This window comes from Pseudoduganella sp. UC29_71, assembly GCF_042693265.1.
GTDB lineage: Bacteria > Pseudomonadota > Gammaproteobacteria > Burkholderiales > Burkholderiaceae_D > Rugamonas.
Genome location: NZ_CP170549.1, coordinates 3,158,574 through 3,179,336, shown reverse-complemented (window position 1 = coordinate 3,179,336; position 20,763 = coordinate 3,158,574). Strand labels below are relative to the sequence as shown.

Below are 20,763 nucleotides of genomic sequence, written 5' to 3'. Positions count from 1 at the left end.
CCATCAAGGGGATGATGCGGAAACGGGCGCGCCGTCAGAATGGATTCCAGCTCGTGCCGGTACACCTCCATCCGTGCCGCACGCGGCTAATGTAGTCTCCATTCCGCGGGAGGACTTGTTCCTCCCGTTCTTTTTCCGAGGACACCATGCACCCGCACGCAGACCTGGCGTTGGCGCCAAGCGCGCCTGGCGCAGCGGAGGAACGGGCGCGCCGCCTGTTCGCCGCCCAGCAAATGGCTTACGCAGCCGCCCCCTATCCCAGCGCCGGCCAGCGGCGCGACACGCTGTGGGCGCTCAAGCGCCAGGTGCGGCGCTACCAGGACGCGCTGGCCACCGCCATGAACGCGGACTTCGGCTACCGCGCCGTGGCCGAATCGAAGATGCTGGACTTACTTGCGTCTACGCTGGAGATCAACCACTGCCTGTCCCATGTGCGCAAGTGGATGAAGCCGAGCCGGCGCCGCACCGAGCTGCTGTTCCTGTCCAATACCATCCATGTGAGCTACCAGCCGAAGGGCGTGGTGGGCGTGATTGTGCCGTGGAATTTCCCGGTCTACCTGGCCCTCGGCCCCCTGGCGGCCGCGCTGGCGGCGGGCAACCGGGTGATGCTCAAGCTGTCCGAACTCACCCCCGCCACCAACGCGGTGCTGCGCCGCATGCTGGCCGAGGTCTTCACCGAAGACGAGGTCGCGGTGGTGGGCGAGGAGCTGGCCGATCCCACCGTCTTTACGGGCCTGCCGTTCAACCACCTGGTCTTTACCGGTTCGCCGGCCGTGGGCCGGCTGGTGATGCAGGCCGCCGCCCGCAACCTGACGCCGGTGACGCTGGAACTGGGCGGCAAATCGCCGGCGCTGCTGCTGCGGAACTACGGCGTGGCGGAGGCGGCGCGCCGCGTGGTGCATGGCAAGAGCGCCAACAGCGGCCAGATCTGCGTGGCGCCCGACTACGTGCTGGTGCCGCGCGAGTCGGTGCAGGCATTCGCCGACGCGGCGCAGCAGGCCTACGCCAGCTTCCATCCGGCCGGTGCCGAGGCGCCGCAATACACGTCCATCATCAGCCCGGCCCACCAGGCGCGCCTGCGCGCGCTGCTGGACGATGCGGCAGCCGGCGGCGCCACCGTGCTGCGCTGCGGCGGGCCGGACCGGCTGCCGCATTCCGTGCGCCAGATGCCGCTGCACCTGGTGCTGGGCGCGGACGCGGGCATGCGCGTGATGAAGGAAGAGATTTTCGGCCCCATTCTCCCCATCGTCCCCTACGACACCCTGGAGCAGGCCATCGCCTATATCAACGCGGCGGAACGCCCGCTGGCGCTGTACTGCTTCAGCCACGACGCCGCGCAGCGCGGCGAGGTGCTGCGCCGCACCCACTCGGGCGGCGTGACCATCAACGACTGGGGCTGGCACGTGATGAACCACGACGCGCCGTTCGGCGGCGTGGGCAACTCGGGCATGGGCAACTACCACGGCGAGGAAGGCTTCCGCGAACTGTCGCACGCGAAGACGGTGTTCAAGCGCCACCGCTGGTTCCCCGTCGACCTGTTTTATCCGCCATACGGCAATCTCGTGCAGCGCCTGGCGCTGCGCGTCTTCCTCGGCAAGGGCGACGCCACGGTGGCGCCGCGCATTGAATACGGCAAGGAGCAAGCATGAAGCAGCAGAACGAGGTACAGGAATTCGACTATATCGTCGTGGGCGCCGGTTCGGCCGGTTGCGTCATCGCCTCGCGCCTGACGGAGGACCCGGCTGTAACGGTGTGCCTGCTGGAGGCGGGCGGCCCGGACAGCAGTGTGCTGATCCACGCGCCGGCCGGGGTGGTGGCCATGGTGCCGCGCAAAATCAACAACTATGCCTACGAGACGGTGCCGCAGCCCGGGCTGAACGGGCGCCGGGGCTATCAGCCGCGCGGCAAGACCCTGGGCGGCAGCAGCTCCATCAACGCCATGCTGTATGTGCGCGGCTGTGCCTGGGACTACGATAACTGGGCCGCGCAGGGCAACCCGGGCTGGTCCTACCGGGACGTGCTGCCGCTGTTCAAGCGCGCCGAGAACAATGAGGACTTCGGCGGCGACGATTTCCACGGCTCGGGCGGTCCGCTCAATGTCTGCTACCCGCGCCATGCCAGTCCGATCAACCAGATGTTCATCGAGGCCGCAGCCCAGAACGGCCTGCCGCAGGTGCAGGACTATAACGGTGCCACGCAGGAAGGCGCCTTCCTGTACCAGGTCACGCACAAGAACGGCGAACGCTGCAGCGCGGCCAAGGGCTACCTGACGCCCCACCTGGGCCGCCCCAATCTGCACGTGGTGACGAACGCCGTGTCGTCCCGCATCCTGCTGGAGGAGGGGCGTGCGGTGGGTGTCGAGTACCACCACGACGGGCAGTTGAAACAGGTGCGTGCGCGCGCCGAGGTGGTGCTGTCCGGCGGTGCCTTCGGCTCGCCGCAGCTGCTGATGCTGTCCGGCATAGGCCCGGCTGCACAGCTGCAGGCGCTGGGCATCCCGGTGGTGCGGGACCTGCCCGGCGTGGGCCGCAACCTGCAGGACCATCTCGACCATGTGCAGGGCTGGAAGACGCGCAGCGATACCGAGACCTTCGGCCTGTCGCCGCGCGGCGTGGGCAAGATCGCCGCGGCCATGATGGAATGGCGCAGCAAGCGCACCGGCATGATCACCAGCCCCTACGCCGAGGCGGGGGCCTTCATGCGTTCCGCACCCGACGTGCAAGTGCCGGACCTGCAGCTGGTGTTCGTGCTGGCGCTGGTGGACGACCACGCGCGCAAGATGCACCTGGGGCACGGCATTTCCTGCCATGTGGACCTGCTGCGTCCCCACAGCCGCGGCGAAGTGACCCTGCAAAGCCGGGACGCGCGCGATGCGCCCCTGATCGATCCACGTTTCCTGAGCGACGAGCGCGACGTGGAGACGCTGTACCGGGGCGTGTGCCTGCAGCAGAAAATCATGGAGTCGGCGCCGCTCGATCCGGTGCGCGGCAAGATGCTGTACCCGGTGCGCCGGGGCGACCGGGCCGCAACCATTGCCGACATCCGCAACCGCGCCGACACCCAGTACCACCCCGTCGGCACCTGCAAAATGGGGCCGCGTGACGACGCCATGGCCGTGGTGGACGCCCAGCTGCGCGTGCGCGGCGTGACCGGCTTGCGGGTGGCGGACGCCTCCATCATGCCCACCATTGTCTCGGGCAATACCAATGCGGCGTCCATCATGATCGGCGAGAAGTGCGCCGAGCTGCTGAAGGGCTGATGGCTGGTGCTGCATCTTCCCCGCCGCAGCCACTTACCTTTCTGTAAAATTAGCGATATGCTAATGGTTTGTGGAGCGCGGCGGGAATAGCTATGGCACTCTTTTTACTGAAGGCTCCCAAGGGGGGACTGCCGGCAGAGGCGGTGATCAAACCGATGCGGCACGGCGGAATCGGCACCGCAGCCGAAAGCTGGCAGTTCGAGTGCACCGGACACAACGACGCGCGAGTGAACATCGACGCACAGCGCGGAGCGACCATATTTGTCACGGCGGCCGAGCTGCCTGCCTTCGTCCGCTTGGCCGTCGAACCGGACCGGCATTCCTCCGACCTGGACAGGGAGTTGGCCTCGGCCCTTGGGGCGCCGCCCGACAGTCCGCCGGTGCTGGCCAAGCCTTCCGCCTCCTCCGATGTCGCAGATTTCTACCTCGGCGCCGATACTTGCCCATCTTGTCGCTGCACGCATGAAAGCATGAAGCGCCTCATGTGGGCCAGAAAGATGGCCAAAGACGAATTGAAAATGGCGATCAACAAGGCGTACGCCGCAACTTGCGCGGAATTCGAGCTGGATGGCGCCCTGGTGCGCGCCGACTGCACCGACGAGGACTCGCCGCAACTCATGTCGGCAGCCTTTGGCAGGGCCAAGCAGGATGCCGCGCCGCGCTTCGATACGCTGCTGAAAGAACTTTCGGCTCTGCTGGGCCAGGAGGCGGCCCGTGCCGCGTGGGAGGTGCTGGGAACGCAGAAGATCGATGCGCACAACGTCATCGGACAGAACGCCATCAAGACCGGGACCAGCCACGCCAACCAGGGCGGCGGCAGCCATGCGGTTATCGAGAAATTCTACGCCAGGCATGTCTGCTTATCGGCCGTGGACTGCATGTGGAAAAAACAGGCCGGTCACGTCGAGGATTTGATCGGTGTCGGCGGTGTAATGAGCAGCATTTACTGCCAGACCGGTCCTGGCGGCCAATGCAAAATTTGCGAAGCTGAGCAGGGCGAATGGCATTTGCTGCAGCGCGGGCTGTTTTTCCTCGATGAGAAAGACGTCCCGCTTGAATTCGTGGGGCTGCAGTGGTGCGGCTTGTTCCTTGCCGGCCTGGACGACGAAGAGCTCGGCGCGCTGCGGCTGGAGCCGGCGTGCCATGGTGCGATCCGGCAGCAGATTCAACGGCGGCGCGAGCAATTCGTCGCCTTTCTCGAAAAATGGACATGCTGGCAGATCGCCAAGAACCTCGGCGGACTGAAGGCGCTGTGCGAAGAGCGGGCGAGGAAGGCCACGGACGGCAAGCTCGGGGCGGCCAGTGTCGAGGGTAGCGTGGGTACCGTCATCAAAGTCGTGCAAAGCACCTGTCCCGACATATTCTCCTTCCTGCTTGAGCATTGGGAGGAGTTTGGTAAAGAATACCAGAGTGGTTTCCTTGAAGTGTGCCGGCTGCCCGTTGGCCCTTCCGTGTCGGCCGCAGCCCTGATCAAGGCGTTCGAGCATTTGCAAGACAACATCGCGGATGCGGAGCGCTTGTGGAAGCAGGTGGGTGAGCGTACCGACGACGCTGCGCAGCGGGGGTATGATGCCGAAGTGGAGGTCGCCGCCTATTTGCACGCTGTCATCCGCACGCACCTCAAGTTCTGCTTCTCGAGGGGGGACGCCGAGGCGGCGATACTGCGCGGGGCGGTGAACGTTGCAGGGGCAGTTGTCAAGGATAAGACCGCGCGCGTCCCAGGGGAGGCGGGCGATATCGTGGCGATCAGCTATACCGCCAAAGGGAAAACGACAACAAAGCATGTCAGGTTAAGAGAGTAGAGGCAGCGATGCTGGTCATTCGTCAGGAGCAGATCGCGGCGCTGGCTGCGCCGTCGCGGGAGGGCATGAAGTTGCGCATGCGGGCGCAATTGCAGCGGTATTGGGCGCCGCTGTGCGAACAACTGGATGCGGACGGCGTGGCGTCCCTGATCGAACACGCCTTGGCGCGCTGCCTGCATCACGGGATCGGGGCGGAGAATGATCAGATGCGCTTTTTGAACGCGATGGCCCTGCTGGGCGCTGGCTTCGACGAGGAGTACGCCTGGGCGCGCAGCTGTCTGGCCAACCACAATGTGCGCAGCGCGTCCCGCATGGATGAGCTGTGCGAGACCATATTCCGCAAAGTGAACAGCTAATGGACACGCCGATGCCGACGCAGGACGAGATTGCACGTTTTCAGGCAATGGATGCGGCCAACCGGCCGCCAGGCTCTCCGCCAAGGCCGGCCGCCGCAGCGGTGGTGGGCTGTCCACTGCAAAGCTGGGTTGCCGTGGAGCTGCGCCGGGTGGACGGCGAGCCTGCTGCCGGCGCCGCCTATGTGTTGACCTTGCCGGACGGTAGCCGACGCACGGGCCGGCTGGACAGCCAGGGCTATGCACTTGAGCGCGATGTCGGCGACAGCGGCCGTTGCGTTGTCACTTTCCCCGACGTCTCGGGCGTGCTTCCCGCTTGATTTGCGTGCGGCGCCGCACTGGGCGCACGCTTCTTTTGGCCTGAATACGGCTATGAAATGGTATGATAGGCCACTTTTCATTGTGGCAATTCAAATCGTCCTAAAACGTGCGTCTATCTTCCATTAAATTGTCGGGATTTAAGTCGTTTGTCGATCCCACCAATTTCCAGGTGCCCGGTCAACTGGTGGGCGTGGTAGGTCCCAACGGTTGCGGCAAATCGAACATTATCGATGCCGTGCGATGGGTGCTGGGCGAATCGAAAGCGTCGGAGCTGCGCGGCGAGTCCATGCAGGACGTGATTTTCAACGGGTCCACCAACCGCAAGCCGGCCGGCCGCGCCTCGGTGGAGCTGGTGTTCGACAATAACGACGGCAAGGCGTCCGGCCAGTGGGGCCAGTACGCCGAGATCGCCGTCAAGCGCACGCTGACGCGCGACGGCACGTCCACCTACTACATCAACGGCCAGCCGGTGCGCCGGCGCGACATCCAGGACATCTTCCTCGGCACCGGCCTCGGTCCGCGCGCCTATGCCATCATCGGCCAGGGCATGATCTCGCGCATCATCGAGTCGCGCCCGGAAGAGCTGCGCGTGTTCCTGGAAGAGGCGGCCGGTGTGTCGAAGTACAAGGAGCGCCGCCGCGAGACCGAGAACCGCCTGCATGACACGCGCGAGAACCTGCTGCGGGTGGAAGACATCCTGCGCGAACTGAACGCGAACCTGGAAAAGCTGGAAGCGCAGGCCGCCGTGGCGCACCGCTTCCACCAGCTGCAGGCCGACCAGGACGAGAAGCAGAAGCTGCTCTGGCTGCTGCGCAAGAACGAGGCGCAGGCCGAGCAGGCCAAGTACTTCCGCGAAGTGGAGCAGGCCCAGACCGACCTTGAAGAGCAGACCGCCAAGCTGCGCAACGTGGAGCTGACGCTGGAGCAGATGCGCCAGTCGCACTTCGCCGTCGGCGACCGCCTGCATACGGCGCAAGGCCACCTGTACCAGACCAACTCGGAAATCGGCAGCCTGGAGGCGCAGATCAAGTTCGTGGTGGAGTCGCGCACGCGCCTGCAGAACCAGCTCGGCACGCTGACCGCGCAGCGCGACCAGTGGCAGAACCAGGCGGCCGAATTCAGCGAACAGATCGAGGAAGCGGAATTCAACCTGGAAGAGCTGGCGGCCAAGGTGGAGCAGGCGCGCATGATGGCCGAGCAGAAGGCCGAGTCGCTGCCGGTGCTGGAAGCGGCGTGGCGCGCCGCGCAGGACAAGAGCAGCGAATCGCGCGCCCGCATCATGCAGGCGCAGCAGCAGCTGGAACTGGAATCGGCGCACCAGCGCAACGCCAGCAATATCCTGAACGGCCTGGCCGTGCGGCGCGAGCGCCTGCAGCAGGAAAAGAATGGCCTCAGCCTGCCGGATTCGGCGCACCTGTCGAACCTGAAGATGCAGCTGGAGGAAAAGCAGCAAGCGCTGGAAGAGCAAACTTACCATCTCGAGGAAGCGCTGGAGCAGCAGCCCAAGCTGGAAGCCGAGCGCCAGGACGCGCAGCTCCAGGTGAATGCCGAAGCGGCCGCGAACGCGCAGCTGGAAGCGCGCCTGAATGCGCTGCGCCAGCTGCAGGAGCGCGTGCAGACGCAGGGCAAGGTGACGCCGTGGCTGCAGAAGCACGAGCTGGACGCGCTGCCGCGCCTGTGGCAGAAGCTGCAGATCGAGGCGGGCTGGGAGACGGCGATGGAAGCCATCCTGCGCGAGCGCACTTCGGCGCTGCAAGTGTCCAACATCGAATGGGCCAAGCACTTCTTCAGCGACGCGCCGCCGGCCAAGCTGGCGCTGTTCGCGCCGGGCGCCTCGGCGCCCGCCATGCCGCAGGAGCAGAACGGCCTGAAGCCTTTCATCTCGCTGCTGAAACTGAACGATCCCGGCCTGCGTGCGGTGCTGCAGGACTGGCTGCACAACGTCTTCATCGCCGCCGACGCGGACGCCGCTTTCAAGGCCCGCGCCGCGCTCCCGGCGGGCGGCATGTTCGTTACCGCGCAAGGCCACGTCATCACCCAGTCCAGCGTGCGTTTCTATGCCGCCGACGCGGAGCAGGACGGCATGCTGGCGCGCCAGCAGGAGATCGACAACATCACCAAGCAGCTGCGCGCCCAGACCATACTGGCCGACGAGGCGCGCGTCCGCTCGGTGCGCGCGGACGCCGCCGTGGCTGCGCACGCGCGCAACCTGGCCGAGGTTCGGCAGAAGGTGCAGCAGCTGCAACAGTCGGTGCACGCGCTGCAGATCGACGTGGTCAAGCTGTCCGAGATCGAGGCGCGCTTCAACCAGCGCAGCACGCAGATCGAGGCCGACCTGGCTGAAATCGCGGCGCAGGAATCGGAGCAGATGCAGGCCAAGATGGAGTCCGAGGAAAAGTTCGAGCAGCTCGATATGGAACTCGGCAACCTGCAGGGCGAGCATGAGGATGGCCAGACCGTCTTCATGGAGAAGGAACAGAAACTGGCCGACGCGCGCCAGGCCCTGCGCGACCTGGAACGCGCGGCGCAGGAAGCCGAATTCGCCGAGAAGTCCCAGCGCAGCAAGATCGACGAACTGCGGCGCAGCATCGCCACCGCCACCACGCAGGCGGCGCAAGTGGCCGACAGCCTGCTGGCTGGCCAGCGCGAGCTGGCAAGCCTGGAAGCGGGCACCGCCAACGAGGGCTTGCAGGAGCTGCTGGACCGCCGCACGCAGCAGGAGCGCGCGCTGTCCGATGCGCGCCATGAGCTGGACCAGATCACGCAGCAGCTGCGCGCCTTCGAAGACGCGCGCATGAATAACGAACGCAGCCTGCAGCCGCAGCGCGACAAGATCATGGAGATGCAGCTCAAGGAGCAGGCCGCGCGCCTGAACCAGGAGCAGTTCGCCGCGCAGCTGGCCGAAGCGGGCGCCGACGAGGCCGCGCTGACGGAGAAGCTGAACCCGGACATGAAACCGTCCTACCTGCAGGGTGAGGTGACGCGCCTGACCAACGCCATCTCCATGCTGGGCGCGGTGAACCTGGCCGCGCTGGACGAGCTGGCGCAGGCTTCCGAGCGCAAGAACTTCCTCGATTCGCAGAACGCGGATTTGACGGAAGCGATCAACACGCTGGAGGACGCCATCGCCCGCATCGACAAGGAGACCCGCGACCTGCTGCAGGACACCTTCGACCGGGTGAACGGCCACTTCTCCGAACTGTTCCCCATCCTGTTCGGCGGCGGCCAGGCCAAGCTGATCATGACCGGTGACGAAATCCTGGACTCCGGCGTGCAGGTCATGGCCCAGCCGCCGGGCAAGAAGAACGCCACCATCCACCTGCTGTCCGGCGGCGAGAAAGCGCTGACGGCCACCGCGCTGGTGTTCTCCATGTTCCGCCTGAACCCGGCGCCGTTCTGCCTGCTCGACGAGGTCGATGCTCCGCTGGACGACGCCAATACGGAACGTTTCTGCCGCATGGTGAAACGGATGTCCGAACAGACCCAATTCCTCTTCATTTCGCACAACAAGATTGCGATGGAGATGGCCAATCAACTGATCGGTGTGACGATGCAAGAGCAGGGCGTATCGCGCATCGTGGCGGTGGATATGGAAGCCGCCGCCAACTTCGCTTCCGAGGCACAAGCAGCATGACAGACCTTCAAATGAGTTTGATCGCAGCCGGCGGCGTCTTTATCGTCGGCGTATTCTCGTACAACAAATGGCAGGAGTACAAAGCCAAGAAAACCGTGGAGCGGGCTTTTTCGTCCGACCATGACGACGTCTTGATGCGTCCAGACGGCGAGCCGGGGGTGCCGCGCCATGAGCCCAGCTTCTCGCTGGACGACGACGCGGCCACGACCGCCGCCGCGCCATCGGCACGCGCCCACAGCTACGACGGCGGCGACAGCGCCGCCGCAAGCGGCACCGGTGCGGCGGCAGGCGCCGGCAGCGACGCCGGCGGCGAAGCCTACGCGCCCACTGCGCACGAAGCCGGCACGCTCACGCCGGCCGCCGAGCAGGCCACGGCGCTGGTGGACCCGCTGATCGACTGCCTGCTGCCGCTGGCGCTGGAAGCGCCGGTGCGCGGCGACAAGATCCTGCCGGTGCTGCAAAAGCTGCGCCTGGTCGGCAACAAGCCGGTGCACTATATCGGCCTGGCTGTCAGCGGCGACTGGGAACCCATCGTCCACGGCGGCGTCTACACCGAACTGCAGGGCGGCGTGCAGCTGGCCAGCCGCAGCACCGCGCTGAACGAACTGGAATACTCGGAACTGGTGACGCGCCTGCGCGCCGTGGCCGACGAGATCGGCGCCGAACCGGCCATCCCGGACATGATGGAAGTGATGGCCGAAGCGAAAACGCTGCACCGTTTCGTCTCCAGCCATGACGCCCAGCTGGGCGTGAACCTGCACACCAACGGCGCCCCGTGGGCCATCAGCACCTTGCTGGGCGCGCTGGAAAAGCAGGGCTTCGACGTGCGTCCGGACGGCCGCTACGTGATGCCGGACGGCGAAGGCGGCCACCTGTTCTCGCTGTCGACCAACGTCACGCTGGCCGAGGAAACCACGCCGCGCCTGACGCTGCTGCTCGACGTGCCCTGCGTGGCGCCCGCGCGCGACGGCTTCGGCGCCATGATCGCCTGCGCCAAGTCGCTGGCCGGCCGCCTGGACGGCACCATCGTGGACGACTACAGCCAGCCGCTGTCCGACGAAGCCCTGGCTGAAATCGCCGGCCAGGTGCGCGACTTCTACGCCGACATGGAATCGTCCGACATTCCAGCCGGCTCCACCCGCGCGCTGCGCCTGTTCTGCTAAGGGTGCGCAATGAGTGACAAGGAATACCAGGCCAAGGTTGAACGCGCGGCCTGGCTGACGGCCGAACTGAACCGCCATCTGCACGCCTACCACGTGCTCGATGCGCCCACCATCCCGGACGCCGAGTACGACCAGCTCTACCTGGAGCTGCAAAAGCTGGAAGTGGAGCACCCCGAACTGCAGAAGCCGGACTCGCCCACCCTGCGCGTGGGCGCGGCGCCGCTGCCGCAGTTCGCGCAGGTGACGCACACGGTGCCCATGCTGTCGCTGAACAACGGCTTCAGCGCGGAAGACGTGGAGAACTTCGACCGCCGCGTGCGCGAAGGCCTGGACGTGCTGCAGGTGGAATACGCCGTTGAAGTGAAGTTCGACGGCCTGGCCATCAACCTGCGCTACGAGAACGGCCTGTTCGTGCAGGCCGCCACCCGTGGCGACGGCTACACGGGCGAGGACGTCACCGCCAATATCCGCACCATCAAGGGCATTCCGCTGCGCCTGCACGGCGACAAGGTGCCCACGCTGCTGGACGTGCGCGGCGAGGTGCTGATGTACAAGCGCGACTTCGCCAAGATGAATGAACGCCAGCGCGAAGCGGGCCAGAAGGAGTTCGTCAATCCGCGCAACGCCGCGGCGGGCAGCCTGCGCCAGCTCGACTCGCGCATCACCGCGCAGCGCGCGCTGAGCTTCTTCGCCTACGGCATCGGCGCGCTGGAAGGCGCGGAGATGCCGGAATCGCACTCGGCGCTGCTGGAGTGGTATCACGCGCTCGGCCTGCCGGTGGCCAGGGAGCGCGCCGTGGTGCGCGGCGCGCAAGGGCTGCTGGACTACTACGCCGCCATCGGCAAGGCGCGCCCGGACATGCCGTACGAGATCGACGGCGTGGTCTACAAGGCCAACAAGCTGTCCGACCAGCGGCAGCTGGGTTTCGTGTCGCGCGCGCCGCGCTTCGCCATTGCCCACAAGTTCCCGGCCGAGGAAGCGACCACCATCGTGCACGACATCGAAGTGCAGGTGGGCCGCACCGGCGCCATCACGCCGGTGGCGCGCCTGGAGCCGGTGTTCGTGGGCGGCGTGAACGTCACCAACGCCACGCTGCACAATGAAGGCGAAGTGCAGCGCAAGGACGTGCGCGTGGGCGACACCGTCATCGTGCGCCGCGCGGGCGACGTGATTCCCGAAGTGCTGGCCGTGGTGCTGGAAAAGCGCCCGCAGCCGGAGCCGCCGCGCTACGTGCTGCCGAAGGTGTGCCCGGTGTGCGGCTCGCACGTGGTGCGCGAGGAGGGCGAGGCGATTGCGCGCTGCTCCGGGGGCCTGTTCTGCCGCGCGCAGCGCAAGGAAGCCATCCGCCACTTCTCCGGCCGCCGCATGATGGATATCGAAGGCTTGGGCGACCGCTATATCGACAACCTGGTCGAATGCGACCTGGTGACGCGGGTGGCCGACCTGTACAAGTTGACGCTGGACGACCTGCTGAAAATGAAGCGCCTGGCAGATGAACGGGATGGCACCACGCCGGAGACCGTCCAGCAAGGCAAGATCGCCACCAAGTGGGCGGACAACCTGCTGGAAGCCATCGCCGCCAGCAAGAATCCGCCGCTGGAGCGGCTGCTGTTCGCGCTCGGCATCCGCCACGTGGGCGAATCGACCGGCAAGACGCTGGCCGAATGGCTGGGCCGCTTCGACCTGATCCGCCGCGCGCCGGTAGCGCTGCTGCGCGTGCTGCCCGACATCGGCGGCACCGTGGCCGAAGCCATTGCCGACTTCTTCGCCGAGCCGAAGAACCAGGAAGCCATCGACGCGCTGCTGGGCGCCGGCGTTACGCCGCAAGGCGAACACGCGCCCAGCGCCAGGCTGCGCGAGAAGCTGGACACCGTCAAGCTGATGGCCGCTCTCGACATCCCCAAGCTCACCGAGCCGCGCTGCAAGCAGCTGGTGGAGCAGGAGGTGACGCTGGAAGTGCTGGCGCACCTGGGCGTGTTTACCGTGTTTGGCCTGCCCGCCGCCGTTGCGGCGTCGCTGGAAGAATGGATGGCGCAGCCGGGCAACCGCGAACAGCTGCTGGCGCTGGACGCGCTGCGCAAGGACCTGCTGGCGCAACTGCCCGAAGCGGTGGAAGTGGCGGGGGCGCTCAGCGGCAAGACCTTTGTGCTGACAGGCACGCTGCCCAACCTGAGCCGCGACCAGGCCGGCGCCATGATTGAGGCGGCGGGCGGTAAGGTGGTCGGTTCCGTGTCGAAGAAGACCGGTTACGTGGTGGCAGGCGCGGAGGCCGGCAGCAAGCTGGCCAAGGCGGAAGAACTCGAGATTCCCATCCTGGACGAAGCGGGCCTGCTGGCCCTGCTGGAGAACAATAAATGACACAAATCCGCAAAGCCGTATTTCCCGTGGCAGGCCTGGGCAGCCGTTTTCTGCCCGCCACCAAGGCGCAGCCGAAAGAGATGCTGCCCATCGTCGACAAGCCGCTGATCCAGTACGCGGTGGAAGAGGCGGTTGCGGCCGGCATCACGGACATGATCTTCATCACCGGCCGCAACAAGCGCGCCATTGAAGACCACTTCGACAAAGCCTACGAGCTGGAAGCCGAGCTGGAAGCGGCGCAGAAGACTGCATTGCTGGAGCAGGTGCGCAACATCATCCCCAAGCACATCAACTGCATCTTCATCCGCCAGTCCGAGCCGCTGGGCCTGGGCCACGCGGTGCTGTGCGCGCGCCCGGTGGTGGGCGACGAGCCGTTCGCCGTGCTGCTGGCGGACGACTTCATGGACACCGACAACGGCGCCCGCCCGGTGCTGGCGCAGATGACCGAAGTGTACTCCTACGAGCGCGCCAGCGTGCTGGCGGTGCAGGACGTGCCGCGCGAGAACACGCGCCAGTACGGCATCGTCAGCGCGTCGCCCTACCAGAGCAGGCTGGAACTGGTGTCCGGCATTGTCGAGAAACCGAAGCCGGAAGAGGCGCCATCCACGCTGGCCGTGGTGGGGCGCTACGTGCTGTCCGGCCGCATCTTCGACCACCTTGAGCACCTGGGAGCGGGCACCGGTGGCGAAATCCAGCTCACCGACGGCATCGCCGCGCTGATGAAGCAGGAGCGCGTGCTGGCCTACCGCTACGACGGCACCCGCTACGACTGCGGCTCCAAGCTGGGCTACCTGAAAGCGACGACGGCGATGGGCCTGAAGCATCCAGAGATGGGCACTGAATTCCGCAAGTATCTACAGGCACTGCAACTGGAATTGGAACAGGGGGCAAAATGACGGTACGTGAAATCCTCAAGATGGGCGACCCGCGCCTGCTGCGCGTGGCCGAGCCGGTGCGCGAGTTCGATACGCCCGAGCTGCACGCGCTGATTGCCGACATGTTCGACACCATGCACGCTGCCAATGGCGCCGGCCTGGCCGCGCCGCAGATCGGCGTGAACCTGCAGCTGGTGATCTATGGCTTCAAGAACAATGCGCGCTACCCGGACGCGCCGCAGGTGCCCGAGACGGTGCTGATCAATCCCGTGCTCACGCCGATCACGCAGGAGAAGGAAGAGGGCTTCGAAGGCTGCCTGTCCGTGCCCGGCCTGCGCGGCAGCGTGCCGCGCTACAAGAAGCTGCACTACGAAGGCGTGGATCAGTACGGCCAGCCCATCGTGCGCGACGCCGACGGCTTCCACGCGCGCGTGGTGCAGCATGAAGTGGACCACCTGCACGGCATCCTGTACCCGATGCGCATCACCGACTTCAGCAAGTTCGGCTACACCGCCGTCATGTTCCCCGACCTCGATCCGAACGACGACGACTGAGCTTCGGCGGGCGCTGGCGATTATGCAAATCACCAGCGGGCGCAATGATTTAGCTCAGATTTCGCCGTTCTGCCTCACCCCCTGATTTGTTTGGTATATGTTTCGTCGTACGCAGGTACAACAATTCATCAGGGGATTACTCACATGATGTGGACAACAGCAGTTCTTCGCAGGGCAGCGCCGTGGGCGGCCGCCGCGTTCTGCGTGATGGCAATGGTGGTGCAGCAGCCCGCCGCCGCCTACACCTGGGACAACGTCGCCATGGGCGGCGGCGGCTTCGTATCGGCCGTTATTCCCACCAAGATCCCCGGCGTGGTGTATGCGCGCACCGACGTCGGCGGCGCATACCGGTGGGACAACGCGAACGCCCGCTGGGTGCCCTTGCTGGACTGGGTGTCGGATGACTTGAACAGCTATCAAGGCGTGGAAGCGCTGGCGGTCGATCCCAGGAACGCGGCCAATGTGTACATGTACGTAGGCCTCAATTACTGGTCCGGCAGCAAGAGCGCCATCCTGCGCTCGAACGATTACGGCGCGACCTTTTCCATCACCGACGTGTCCAGCCAGTTCAAGGCGCACGGCAACGGCATGGGCCGCCAGAACGGCGAGCGCCTCGTGGTGGACCCGGGTTCCAGCAATGTGCTGTATGTTGGCACCCGCGCGAACGGCCTGTTCAAGAGCACCGACTCGGGCGCGGCCTGGTCGCAGGTGACGTCGCTGAACGTGACGACGACGCCGAACCAGAACGGCATCAGCGTCGTCATGGCCGATCCGTCCAGCGTTGCGGGCGGCGTGGCGCAGCGCCTGTTCGTCGGCGTGTCGCGCTACGGTTCGGCAGGAGCGAACTTCTATCGCAGCGACAATGCCGGCGCCTCGTTTTCCGCCGTGTCCGGCAGCCCGTCGGGCCTGATGCCGCAGCGCGCCGCCTTCGATGGCGCGGGCAACCTGTACATCACCTATGCCAACGGCGCAGGGCCGCACGGGAACAGTTCGGGAACCGAGCCGATGACCAGCGGGCAGATCTGGAAGTACACCATCGCCAACGGCGCCTGGAGCAACGTGACGCCCGCCGGCGTGAGCAGCGCCTTCAGCGGCATCAGCGTCGATCCGTCCAATGCCCAGCGCCTGATCGCCTCGACCTGCAATGTGTATCTGCCGCAGGGGAATTCGCAAGGCGACCGCATCTACATTTCCACCAACGGCGGCGCCAGCTGGACCGACGTGATCGCGCGCGGCTTCGTCAAGGACACCGCCGGCGTCAACTGGATTGCCAACCACGGTATCCACTGGGCCGGCACGGTGACGTTCGACCCGTTCAACACCAAGGCCGTGTGGGTCACCTCTGGCAATGGCATTTTTAAAACCGGCGACATCGATGCCACGCCGGCCACCTGGAGCTTCAACACCAAAGGCCTGGAAGAGACGGTGCCGCTGAATATCTACAGCATTCCGGGCGGCCCGCTGCTGTCGGCGCTGGGCGACGTCGACGGCTTCCAGCACTACAACACCAGCACCTACAGCAATCCCATGTACTCGCCGCCGATGGGCACGACCACCGGCCTGGCGGTGGCGGACGCCAGCACCAGCACGGTGGTGCGCGTGGGGGCCGCCATGTACACCTCCGCCAACGGCGGCACCAACTGGTCCCAGGTTGCGATGAACGGCACCAAGGGACAGGTCGCCTTGTCTGCCAGCGGCGCCGTGCTGCTGCATAGCCCGGAAAACTCCGCCATCACATACCGTTCGGTCAATATGGGCGCTAGCTGGTCGGCCGTCAACGGACTCAGTGTGAGCAACGCGCGCCCGCTCGCCGATCCGGTCAATACCAGCAAGTTCTACGTGCACAATTCCATCGACGGCAGCTTCATGATCAGCACGGACAGCGGCGCGACGTTCTGGAAGTTCAGCACGCTGGCCAAGGACGGCGGCGCCCTGATCCGCGCGGCGCCCGGCCGCGAAGGCGATATCTGGGTGCCGATGAACGGCGGCGGCCTGCTGCGCACCACCAGCTCCGGCTGGCAGTTCAGCGCGATCCCGAATGTCAGCTACTGCGCGGCAGTCGGCTTCGGCAAAGCGGCGCCGGGCGCAAGCTATCCGACAGTCTTCATCTGGGGCACGGTGGGCGGCGTGCGCGGCCTGTTCCGCTCGACCGACACGGGGCAGACGTGGACGCGCGTGAACGACAATGCGCACCAGTACGGCGGGCCGGGCAATGGCGGCTTCGTCGTTGGCGACATGAATACCTTCGGCGTGGTCTATATGAGCACGCCGGGCAGGGGCATCGTGGTCGGCAGGCCGTAAGGCGGGATCAAGCCGGTTCGGCGTGCTCCACCATCAATTGCACCTTGGTGGTGCCGTTGTATTCGTTGGCGTCCAGCCTGAAAGCGACGCGGGCGCGGTCGCCGATGGAGTCGGTGTGGCCGAACCAGATGGCGTCGTAGCGGGCGCCGTTTTTCTCCAGCAGCAGCTTGAGGTGGCGCTCTTTCAGGATGCGCTGGCTCACCACGCGGAATTCATCGCAGAACACGGGCGGCGCGAAGCCCTGGCCCCAGACCTGGCCGTCCATCAGCTCGATGAACTGGGTGGTGTAGTAGGCGTCTTCCAGCGGGCCGTCGGTTTCGATCACGCGTTCGAGCTGCTGTTCCGTCAGCCATGCGCGGCCGACCGCTTCGAAAGCTTCCTGGAAGGCGCCGAACGCTTCGGCGCGCAGGCTCAGGCCGGCCGCCATGGCGTGGCCGCCGAACTTGTCGATCAGGCTGGGCGCGCGCTTCGAGACCAGGTCCAGCGCGTCGCGCATGTGGAAGCCGGGGATGGAGCGGCCGGAACCCTTGATCCAGCCGTCGCCCGCAGGGGCGAAGGTGATGGTCGGGCGGAAGAACTTTTCTTTCAGGCGCGAGGCCACGATGCCGATCACGCCCTGGTGCCAGCTTTCGTCGAACACGCTGATGGTGCTGCTGGCTGCCGGCTCGAAGCGGTCCAGGTGCAGCAAGGCGGCGTCCTGCATCTCGGCTTCGATCTCGCGGCGCTTCAGGTTGATTTCGTTGAGCTGCTGCGCCAGTTGCCAGGCGCGGTCTTCGTCGTCCGTGAGCAGGCATTCGATGCCGAGCGACATATCCTCCAGCCGTCCGGCAGCGTTCAGGCGCGGGCCGAGCGCGAAGCCCAGGTCGAACGGGGTGGCGGTGCGGGCCTGGCGGCCTGCCACGCGGAACAGCGCGGCCACGCCGGGATGCATGCGGCCGGCGCGCATGCGCTTCAAGCCTTGCGCCACCAGGATGCGGTTGTTCGGGTCCAGCTTGACCACGTCGGCCACGGTGCCCAGCGCCACCAGGTCCAGCAGGTTGTCCAGCTTGGGCTGGGTGGCGGCATCGAACACGCCGCGGCGGCGCAGTTCGGCGCGCAGCGCGAGCAGCACATAGAACACCACGCCCACGCCCGCCAGGTTCTTGCTGGGGAAGCCGCAGGCCGGCTGGTTGGGGTTGACGATGACGCGCGCATCCGGCAGCACGTCGGCCGGCAAGTGGTGGTCGGTGACGACAACTTCGATGCCGCGCCGGTTCGCTTCCGCCACGCCGTCGATGCTGGCGATGCCGTTGTCCACGGTGATGATGATGTCCGGCTGCTTTTCGCGCGCGGTCAGCGCCACGATTTCGGATGTGAGGCCGTAGCCGTACTCGAAGCGGTTGGGTACGATGAAGTCCACATTGGCGCCCATGGCGCGCAGGCCGCGCAGCGCGACCGCGCAGGCGGTGGCGCCGTCGCAGTCGTAGTCGGCCACGATGACCATGCGCTTTTGCGCGGCAATGGAGTCGGCCAGGAAGACGGCTGCGGCGTCGATGTGCAGCAGGCCGGAGGGCGCGATCAGCGCGGCCAGTTCGCTGGACAGCTCTTTCGGGTCGGTCAGGCCGCGCGCGGCGTACAGGCGGGCCAGCACGGGGTGGATGCCGCCCTGGCGCAGCAGTTCCGAAGTGCGGAAGGGACAGGGGCGGGTGGCGATACGGGTCATGGGGTCAACTTCGTGAGGGCGGGCTTGCGCCAGAACTTGCGCAATGAACCCTTGGTGATGGTGAATTCGGCCAGCTTCAGGTGGCTGCTGAAGACCAGCTTCAGGCTGCCCAGCTGGCCGGATTTCAGTGCCGCCAGCAGGGTCGCGAACCATTGCTGCTCGATCTGCTGCATGTGGGCCAGCCAGGGCGACCAGTCGCCCGCCTTGCCGACCGGGATCAGTTCGCCCAGCACGACGGTGGCGTCGCCCGGCAGCGCAAGGACTTGTTCGGCCGTGGCGGCGCGCAGGGCGGGATCGGCCAGCAGCGTGAGCCAGGCGGGGCAGTTGGCCACGGCCAGCGTGCCGGCCGCGCCGTATCCGCCGGCAGCTGCCGCGCCCTGGACGGCCGGTGCGCCGGCCCACAGCCAGAACGAGTTCACCGGCTGCAGGCCGCGCTGCTGGCGGGCCTCGTTGATCGGGTGTTCGTGCCACAGCATCTGCACTTCATTCTGCAGCTTGCGGAAGGCGCGCTTGGCGTCGCCTTCGGGCATCCAGTCGGCCAGGTTGTCGTTCACGGCCGCATCCGGCGAGGCGGTGCGCAAGCCGCTCCAGTCGTCCGCGCGCATGAACCACATGTCCGGCGCGGCGTGGAGCAGCGGCTTGCCCACTTCGTCGAAGTAGGGCTTGACCAGGTCGAACAGCGCGCGCGAATCGGCCTCGTTGAGGTTTAGCGAACGCGGGTCGCCCAGCACCATGTGGGTGCGGGTAAGCTGCAGGTGCACCGGCTGCACGGCGAACCAGTAGCCCTCCTGCTGCGGCACGCCCAGCGCCTGCATCATGGCGGGCGCGAACGGCGCGGTGTCGGAGGCGCCGGCGGTGAGTGCGCGCGACAGCCAGGATTCATGCGGCAGCAGGCGGTTGCCGCCATCCTCCTCCGTGACGCGGTGCGAGCTATTGCGCTCGAGCAACATCCCCAGCGACGGCACTTGCAGGGCGCGGGCCAGGTCGGCGGCGAGTTCGGACGGGGTGAGGGCGAAGGGCAGGACGAGGGTAAGCTGATTCATAACCCGCGATTGTATCAGCCCGCCGCCCCCAGCTTGCGGGCATGGTGCGGTGTTTCACTCACGAAATGTGATTTGTATGGCACACTTCGGGCTCGGAACGTAATTCAACTTTCACAAGGCCCATGAGCATCATCAAGAATCTGCCTTTCGAATGGCTGGTCGGCCTGCGCTACACGCGCGCGGGCAAGCGCAGCGGGCGTAACAGTTTTATATCCTTTATCTCGGCAATCTCCATGGCGGGCATCGGCCTGGGCGTGGCGGCGCTGATCGTGGTGCTGTCGGTGTACAACGGCTTCCAGAAGGAAGTGACCGAGCGCATGGTGTCCGTGCTGGGCCACATCGAGATGTACGACTTGCGCGGCGGCGGCTTGCAGGACTGGAAAGCCACGGCGCAGGAAGCGTTCAAGAACCCGGAAGTGCGCGGCGCCGCGCCCTTCGTCGAAACCCAGGCCATGCTGATCCACGGCAGCGACAAGCTGCGGCCCGCCATCGTGCGCGGCATCCTGCCCAAGGCCGAGGCCACGGTGTCGGACGTGCACAAGGAGTTCAAGCAGGGCAGCTTCGACGCGCTGCAGCCCGGCTCCTTCAATATTGTGCTGGGCGTGGGCCTGGCTAAGGCGCTGGACGTGGAAGTGGGCGGCAAGGTCGCCATGGCGCTGGCCCAGCGCGGCCAGGACATGATGAGCGGCGGCACGCCGGCCATGCGCTACTTCACCGTCACCGGCATTTTCGAGGCCGGCCACAATGAATTCGATTCCGGGCTGGCCTATGTCCACCTGGGCGACGGCATGGAACTGCTGCACCTGGACCTGCCGTTCGCGCTGCGCCTGCGCGTGGCGGACGTGCAGCGCGCGCCGGAAGTGGCGCACCAGCTGAAGATGTCGGTGCCGGGCGACCTGCTGGTGCGTGACTGGTCCGCGCAGAACGCCAACTGGTTCGCCGCCGTGCAGACCCAGAAGAACATGATGTTCATTATCCTCACGCTGATCATCGCGGTGGCGGCCTTCAACCTGGTGGCCACGCTGGTGATGACGGTGACCGACAAGCAGGCCGACATCGCCATCCTGCGCACGCTGGGCGCCTCGCCGCGCTCGGTGATGTACGTGTTCATGGTGCAGGGCGCGCTGGTGGGCATCATCGGCACCGCGCTGGGCGTGGCCGGCGGCGTGCTGCTGGCCATGAACGTGGACGTGATCGTGCCCGCCATCGAGCGCATGCTGGGCATGAAGTTCCTGGCCAAGGATATCTACTTCATCAGCGCGGTGCCGTCCGACCTGCGCTGGCACGACGTGACCGTGATCGCCGCCACGGCGGTGGCGCTGGCCTTCGTCGCCACCCTGTACCCAAGCTGGCGCGCCGCGCGCGTGAAGCCGGCCGAAGCCTTGCGCTATGAGTGAA

Annotated in this window: 14 protein-coding genes; 12 read left to right on the top strand and 2 right to left on the bottom strand. The window is 66.2% G+C overall.

The window, feature by feature from the left end; genetic code table 11:
* Positions 1–146: 146 nt before the first annotated feature.
* The 11 genes from ACFJI2_RS13930 (at position 147) to ACFJI2_RS13880 (ending at position 16,620) form a co-directional block, all read left to right on the top strand.
* Positions 147–1,649, top strand: coding sequence for a coniferyl aldehyde dehydrogenase (locus ACFJI2_RS13930; RefSeq protein ID WP_377705560.1), 1,503 nt, complete (start codon positions 147–149; stop codon positions 1,647–1,649).
* Positions 1,646–3,259, top strand: a complete 1,614-nt coding sequence (locus ACFJI2_RS13925) for a GMC family oxidoreductase (RefSeq protein ID WP_377705559.1) — start codon at positions 1,646–1,648, stop codon at positions 3,257–3,259. The genes ACFJI2_RS13930 and ACFJI2_RS13925 overlap by 4 nt, the downstream gene beginning before the upstream one ends.
* Positions 3,260–3,351: 92 nt before the next feature.
* Complete coding sequence (locus ACFJI2_RS13920) at positions 3,352–5,061, top strand: hypothetical protein (RefSeq protein ID WP_377705558.1); 1,710 nt, start codon at positions 3,352–3,354, stop codon at positions 5,059–5,061.
* A gap of 8 nt (positions 5,062–5,069) precedes the next feature.
* The gene (locus tag ACFJI2_RS13915; protein WP_377705557.1) at positions 5,070–5,417 is read left to right on the top strand and encodes a hypothetical protein; all 348 of its coding nucleotides are present in this window, start codon (positions 5,070–5,072) and stop codon (positions 5,415–5,417) included.
* On the top strand, positions 5,417–5,734 hold the full coding sequence (locus tag ACFJI2_RS13910; protein ID WP_377705556.1) for a hypothetical protein: 318 nt from the start codon (positions 5,417–5,419) through the stop codon (positions 5,732–5,734). Before ACFJI2_RS13915 ends, ACFJI2_RS13910 begins: the two co-directional genes overlap by 1 nt.
* 107 nt (positions 5,735–5,841) lie before the next feature.
* Positions 5,842–9,369 carry a chromosome segregation protein SMC gene (smc, locus tag ACFJI2_RS13905; protein ID WP_377705555.1) on the top strand — a complete coding sequence of 1,176 codons (3,528 nt, stop codon included), beginning with the start codon at positions 5,842–5,844 and terminating at the stop codon, positions 9,367–9,369.
* Positions 9,366–10,532: a cell division protein ZipA C-terminal FtsZ-binding domain-containing protein gene (locus ACFJI2_RS13900; protein ID WP_377705554.1), complete on the top strand. Its 1,167-nt coding sequence runs from the start codon at positions 9,366–9,368 to the stop codon at positions 10,530–10,532. The genes smc and ACFJI2_RS13900 overlap by 4 nt, the downstream gene beginning before the upstream one ends.
* A gap of 9 nt (positions 10,533–10,541) precedes the next feature.
* Positions 10,542–12,890 (top strand): NAD-dependent DNA ligase LigA, encoded by a 2,349-nt coding sequence (ligA, locus tag ACFJI2_RS13895; RefSeq protein ID WP_377705553.1) that lies wholly within the window; start codon positions 10,542–10,544, stop codon positions 12,888–12,890.
* Positions 12,887–13,786, top strand: coding sequence for a UTP--glucose-1-phosphate uridylyltransferase GalU (galU, locus tag ACFJI2_RS13890; protein ID WP_377705552.1), 900 nt, complete (start codon positions 12,887–12,889; stop codon positions 13,784–13,786). The genes ligA and galU overlap by 4 nt, the downstream gene beginning before the upstream one ends.
* Positions 13,783–14,319, top strand: a complete 537-nt coding sequence (gene def / locus ACFJI2_RS13885) for a peptide deformylase (RefSeq protein ID WP_377705551.1) — start codon at positions 13,783–13,785, stop codon at positions 14,317–14,319. Before galU ends, def begins: the two co-directional genes overlap by 4 nt.
* A 144-nt stretch (positions 14,320–14,463) precedes the next feature.
* Positions 14,464–16,620 carry an exo-alpha-sialidase gene (locus ACFJI2_RS13880; RefSeq protein WP_377705550.1) on the top strand — a complete coding sequence of 719 codons (2,157 nt, stop codon included), beginning with the start codon at positions 14,464–14,466 and terminating at the stop codon, positions 16,618–16,620.
* 7 nt (positions 16,621–16,627) lie between these two features.
* Here ACFJI2_RS13880 and recJ read toward each other — a convergent pair whose 3' ends face one another.
* Positions 16,628–18,322 carry a single-stranded-DNA-specific exonuclease RecJ gene (gene recJ / locus ACFJI2_RS13875; RefSeq protein WP_377705549.1) on the bottom strand — a complete coding sequence of 565 codons (1,695 nt, stop codon included), beginning with the start codon at positions 18,320–18,322 and terminating at the stop codon, positions 16,628–16,630.
* A complete protein-coding gene (locus ACFJI2_RS13870) occupies positions 18,319–19,365 on the bottom strand; it encodes a hypothetical protein (RefSeq protein ID WP_377705548.1) in 1,047 nt (348 codons plus the stop codon). The genes recJ and ACFJI2_RS13870 overlap by 4 nt, the downstream gene beginning before the upstream one ends.
* A gap of 122 nt (positions 19,366–19,487) precedes the next feature.
* Between ACFJI2_RS13870 and ACFJI2_RS13865 the strand changes: the two genes are divergently transcribed.
* A complete protein-coding gene (locus tag ACFJI2_RS13865; RefSeq protein WP_377705547.1) occupies positions 19,488–20,762 on the top strand; it encodes a lipoprotein-releasing ABC transporter permease subunit in 1,275 nt (424 codons plus the stop codon).
* Position 20,763: the final 1 nt, after the last annotated feature.

Bases quoted from the DNA above. Each gene is read 5' to 3' on its own strand.
- ACFJI2_RS13925 (WP_377705559.1), top strand. From the start codon at position 1,646: ATGAAGCAGCAGAACGAGGTACAGGAATTCGACTATATCGTCGTGGGC.
- def (WP_377705551.1), top strand. From the start codon at position 13,783: ATGACGGTACGTGAAATCCTCAAGATGGGCGACCCGCGCCTGCTGCGC.
- ACFJI2_RS13910 (WP_377705556.1), top strand. From the start codon at position 5,417: ATGGACACGCCGATGCCGACGCAGGACGAGATTGCACGTTTTCAGGCA.
- ACFJI2_RS13900 (WP_377705554.1), top strand. From the start codon at position 9,366: ATGACAGACCTTCAAATGAGTTTGATCGCAGCCGGCGGCGTCTTTATC.
- ACFJI2_RS13870 (WP_377705548.1), bottom strand. From the start codon at position 19,365: ATGAATCAGCTTACCCTCGTCCTGCCCTTCGCCCTCACCCCGTCCGAA.
- galU (WP_377705552.1), top strand. From the start codon at position 12,887: ATGACACAAATCCGCAAAGCCGTATTTCCCGTGGCAGGCCTGGGCAGC.
- recJ (WP_377705549.1), bottom strand. From the start codon at position 18,322: ATGACCCGTATCGCCACCCGCCCCTGTCCCTTCCGCACTTCGGAACTG.
- ACFJI2_RS13915 (WP_377705557.1), top strand. From the start codon at position 5,070: ATGCTGGTCATTCGTCAGGAGCAGATCGCGGCGCTGGCTGCGCCGTCG.
- ACFJI2_RS13865 (WP_377705547.1), top strand. From the start codon at position 19,488: ATGAGCATCATCAAGAATCTGCCTTTCGAATGGCTGGTCGGCCTGCGC.
- ligA (WP_377705553.1), top strand. From the start codon at position 10,542: ATGAGTGACAAGGAATACCAGGCCAAGGTTGAACGCGCGGCCTGGCTG.
- ACFJI2_RS13880 (WP_377705550.1), top strand. From the start codon at position 14,464: ATGATGTGGACAACAGCAGTTCTTCGCAGGGCAGCGCCGTGGGCGGCC.
- ACFJI2_RS13920 (WP_377705558.1), top strand. From the start codon at position 3,352: ATGGCACTCTTTTTACTGAAGGCTCCCAAGGGGGGACTGCCGGCAGAG.
- ACFJI2_RS13930 (WP_377705560.1), top strand. From the start codon at position 147: ATGCACCCGCACGCAGACCTGGCGTTGGCGCCAAGCGCGCCTGGCGCA.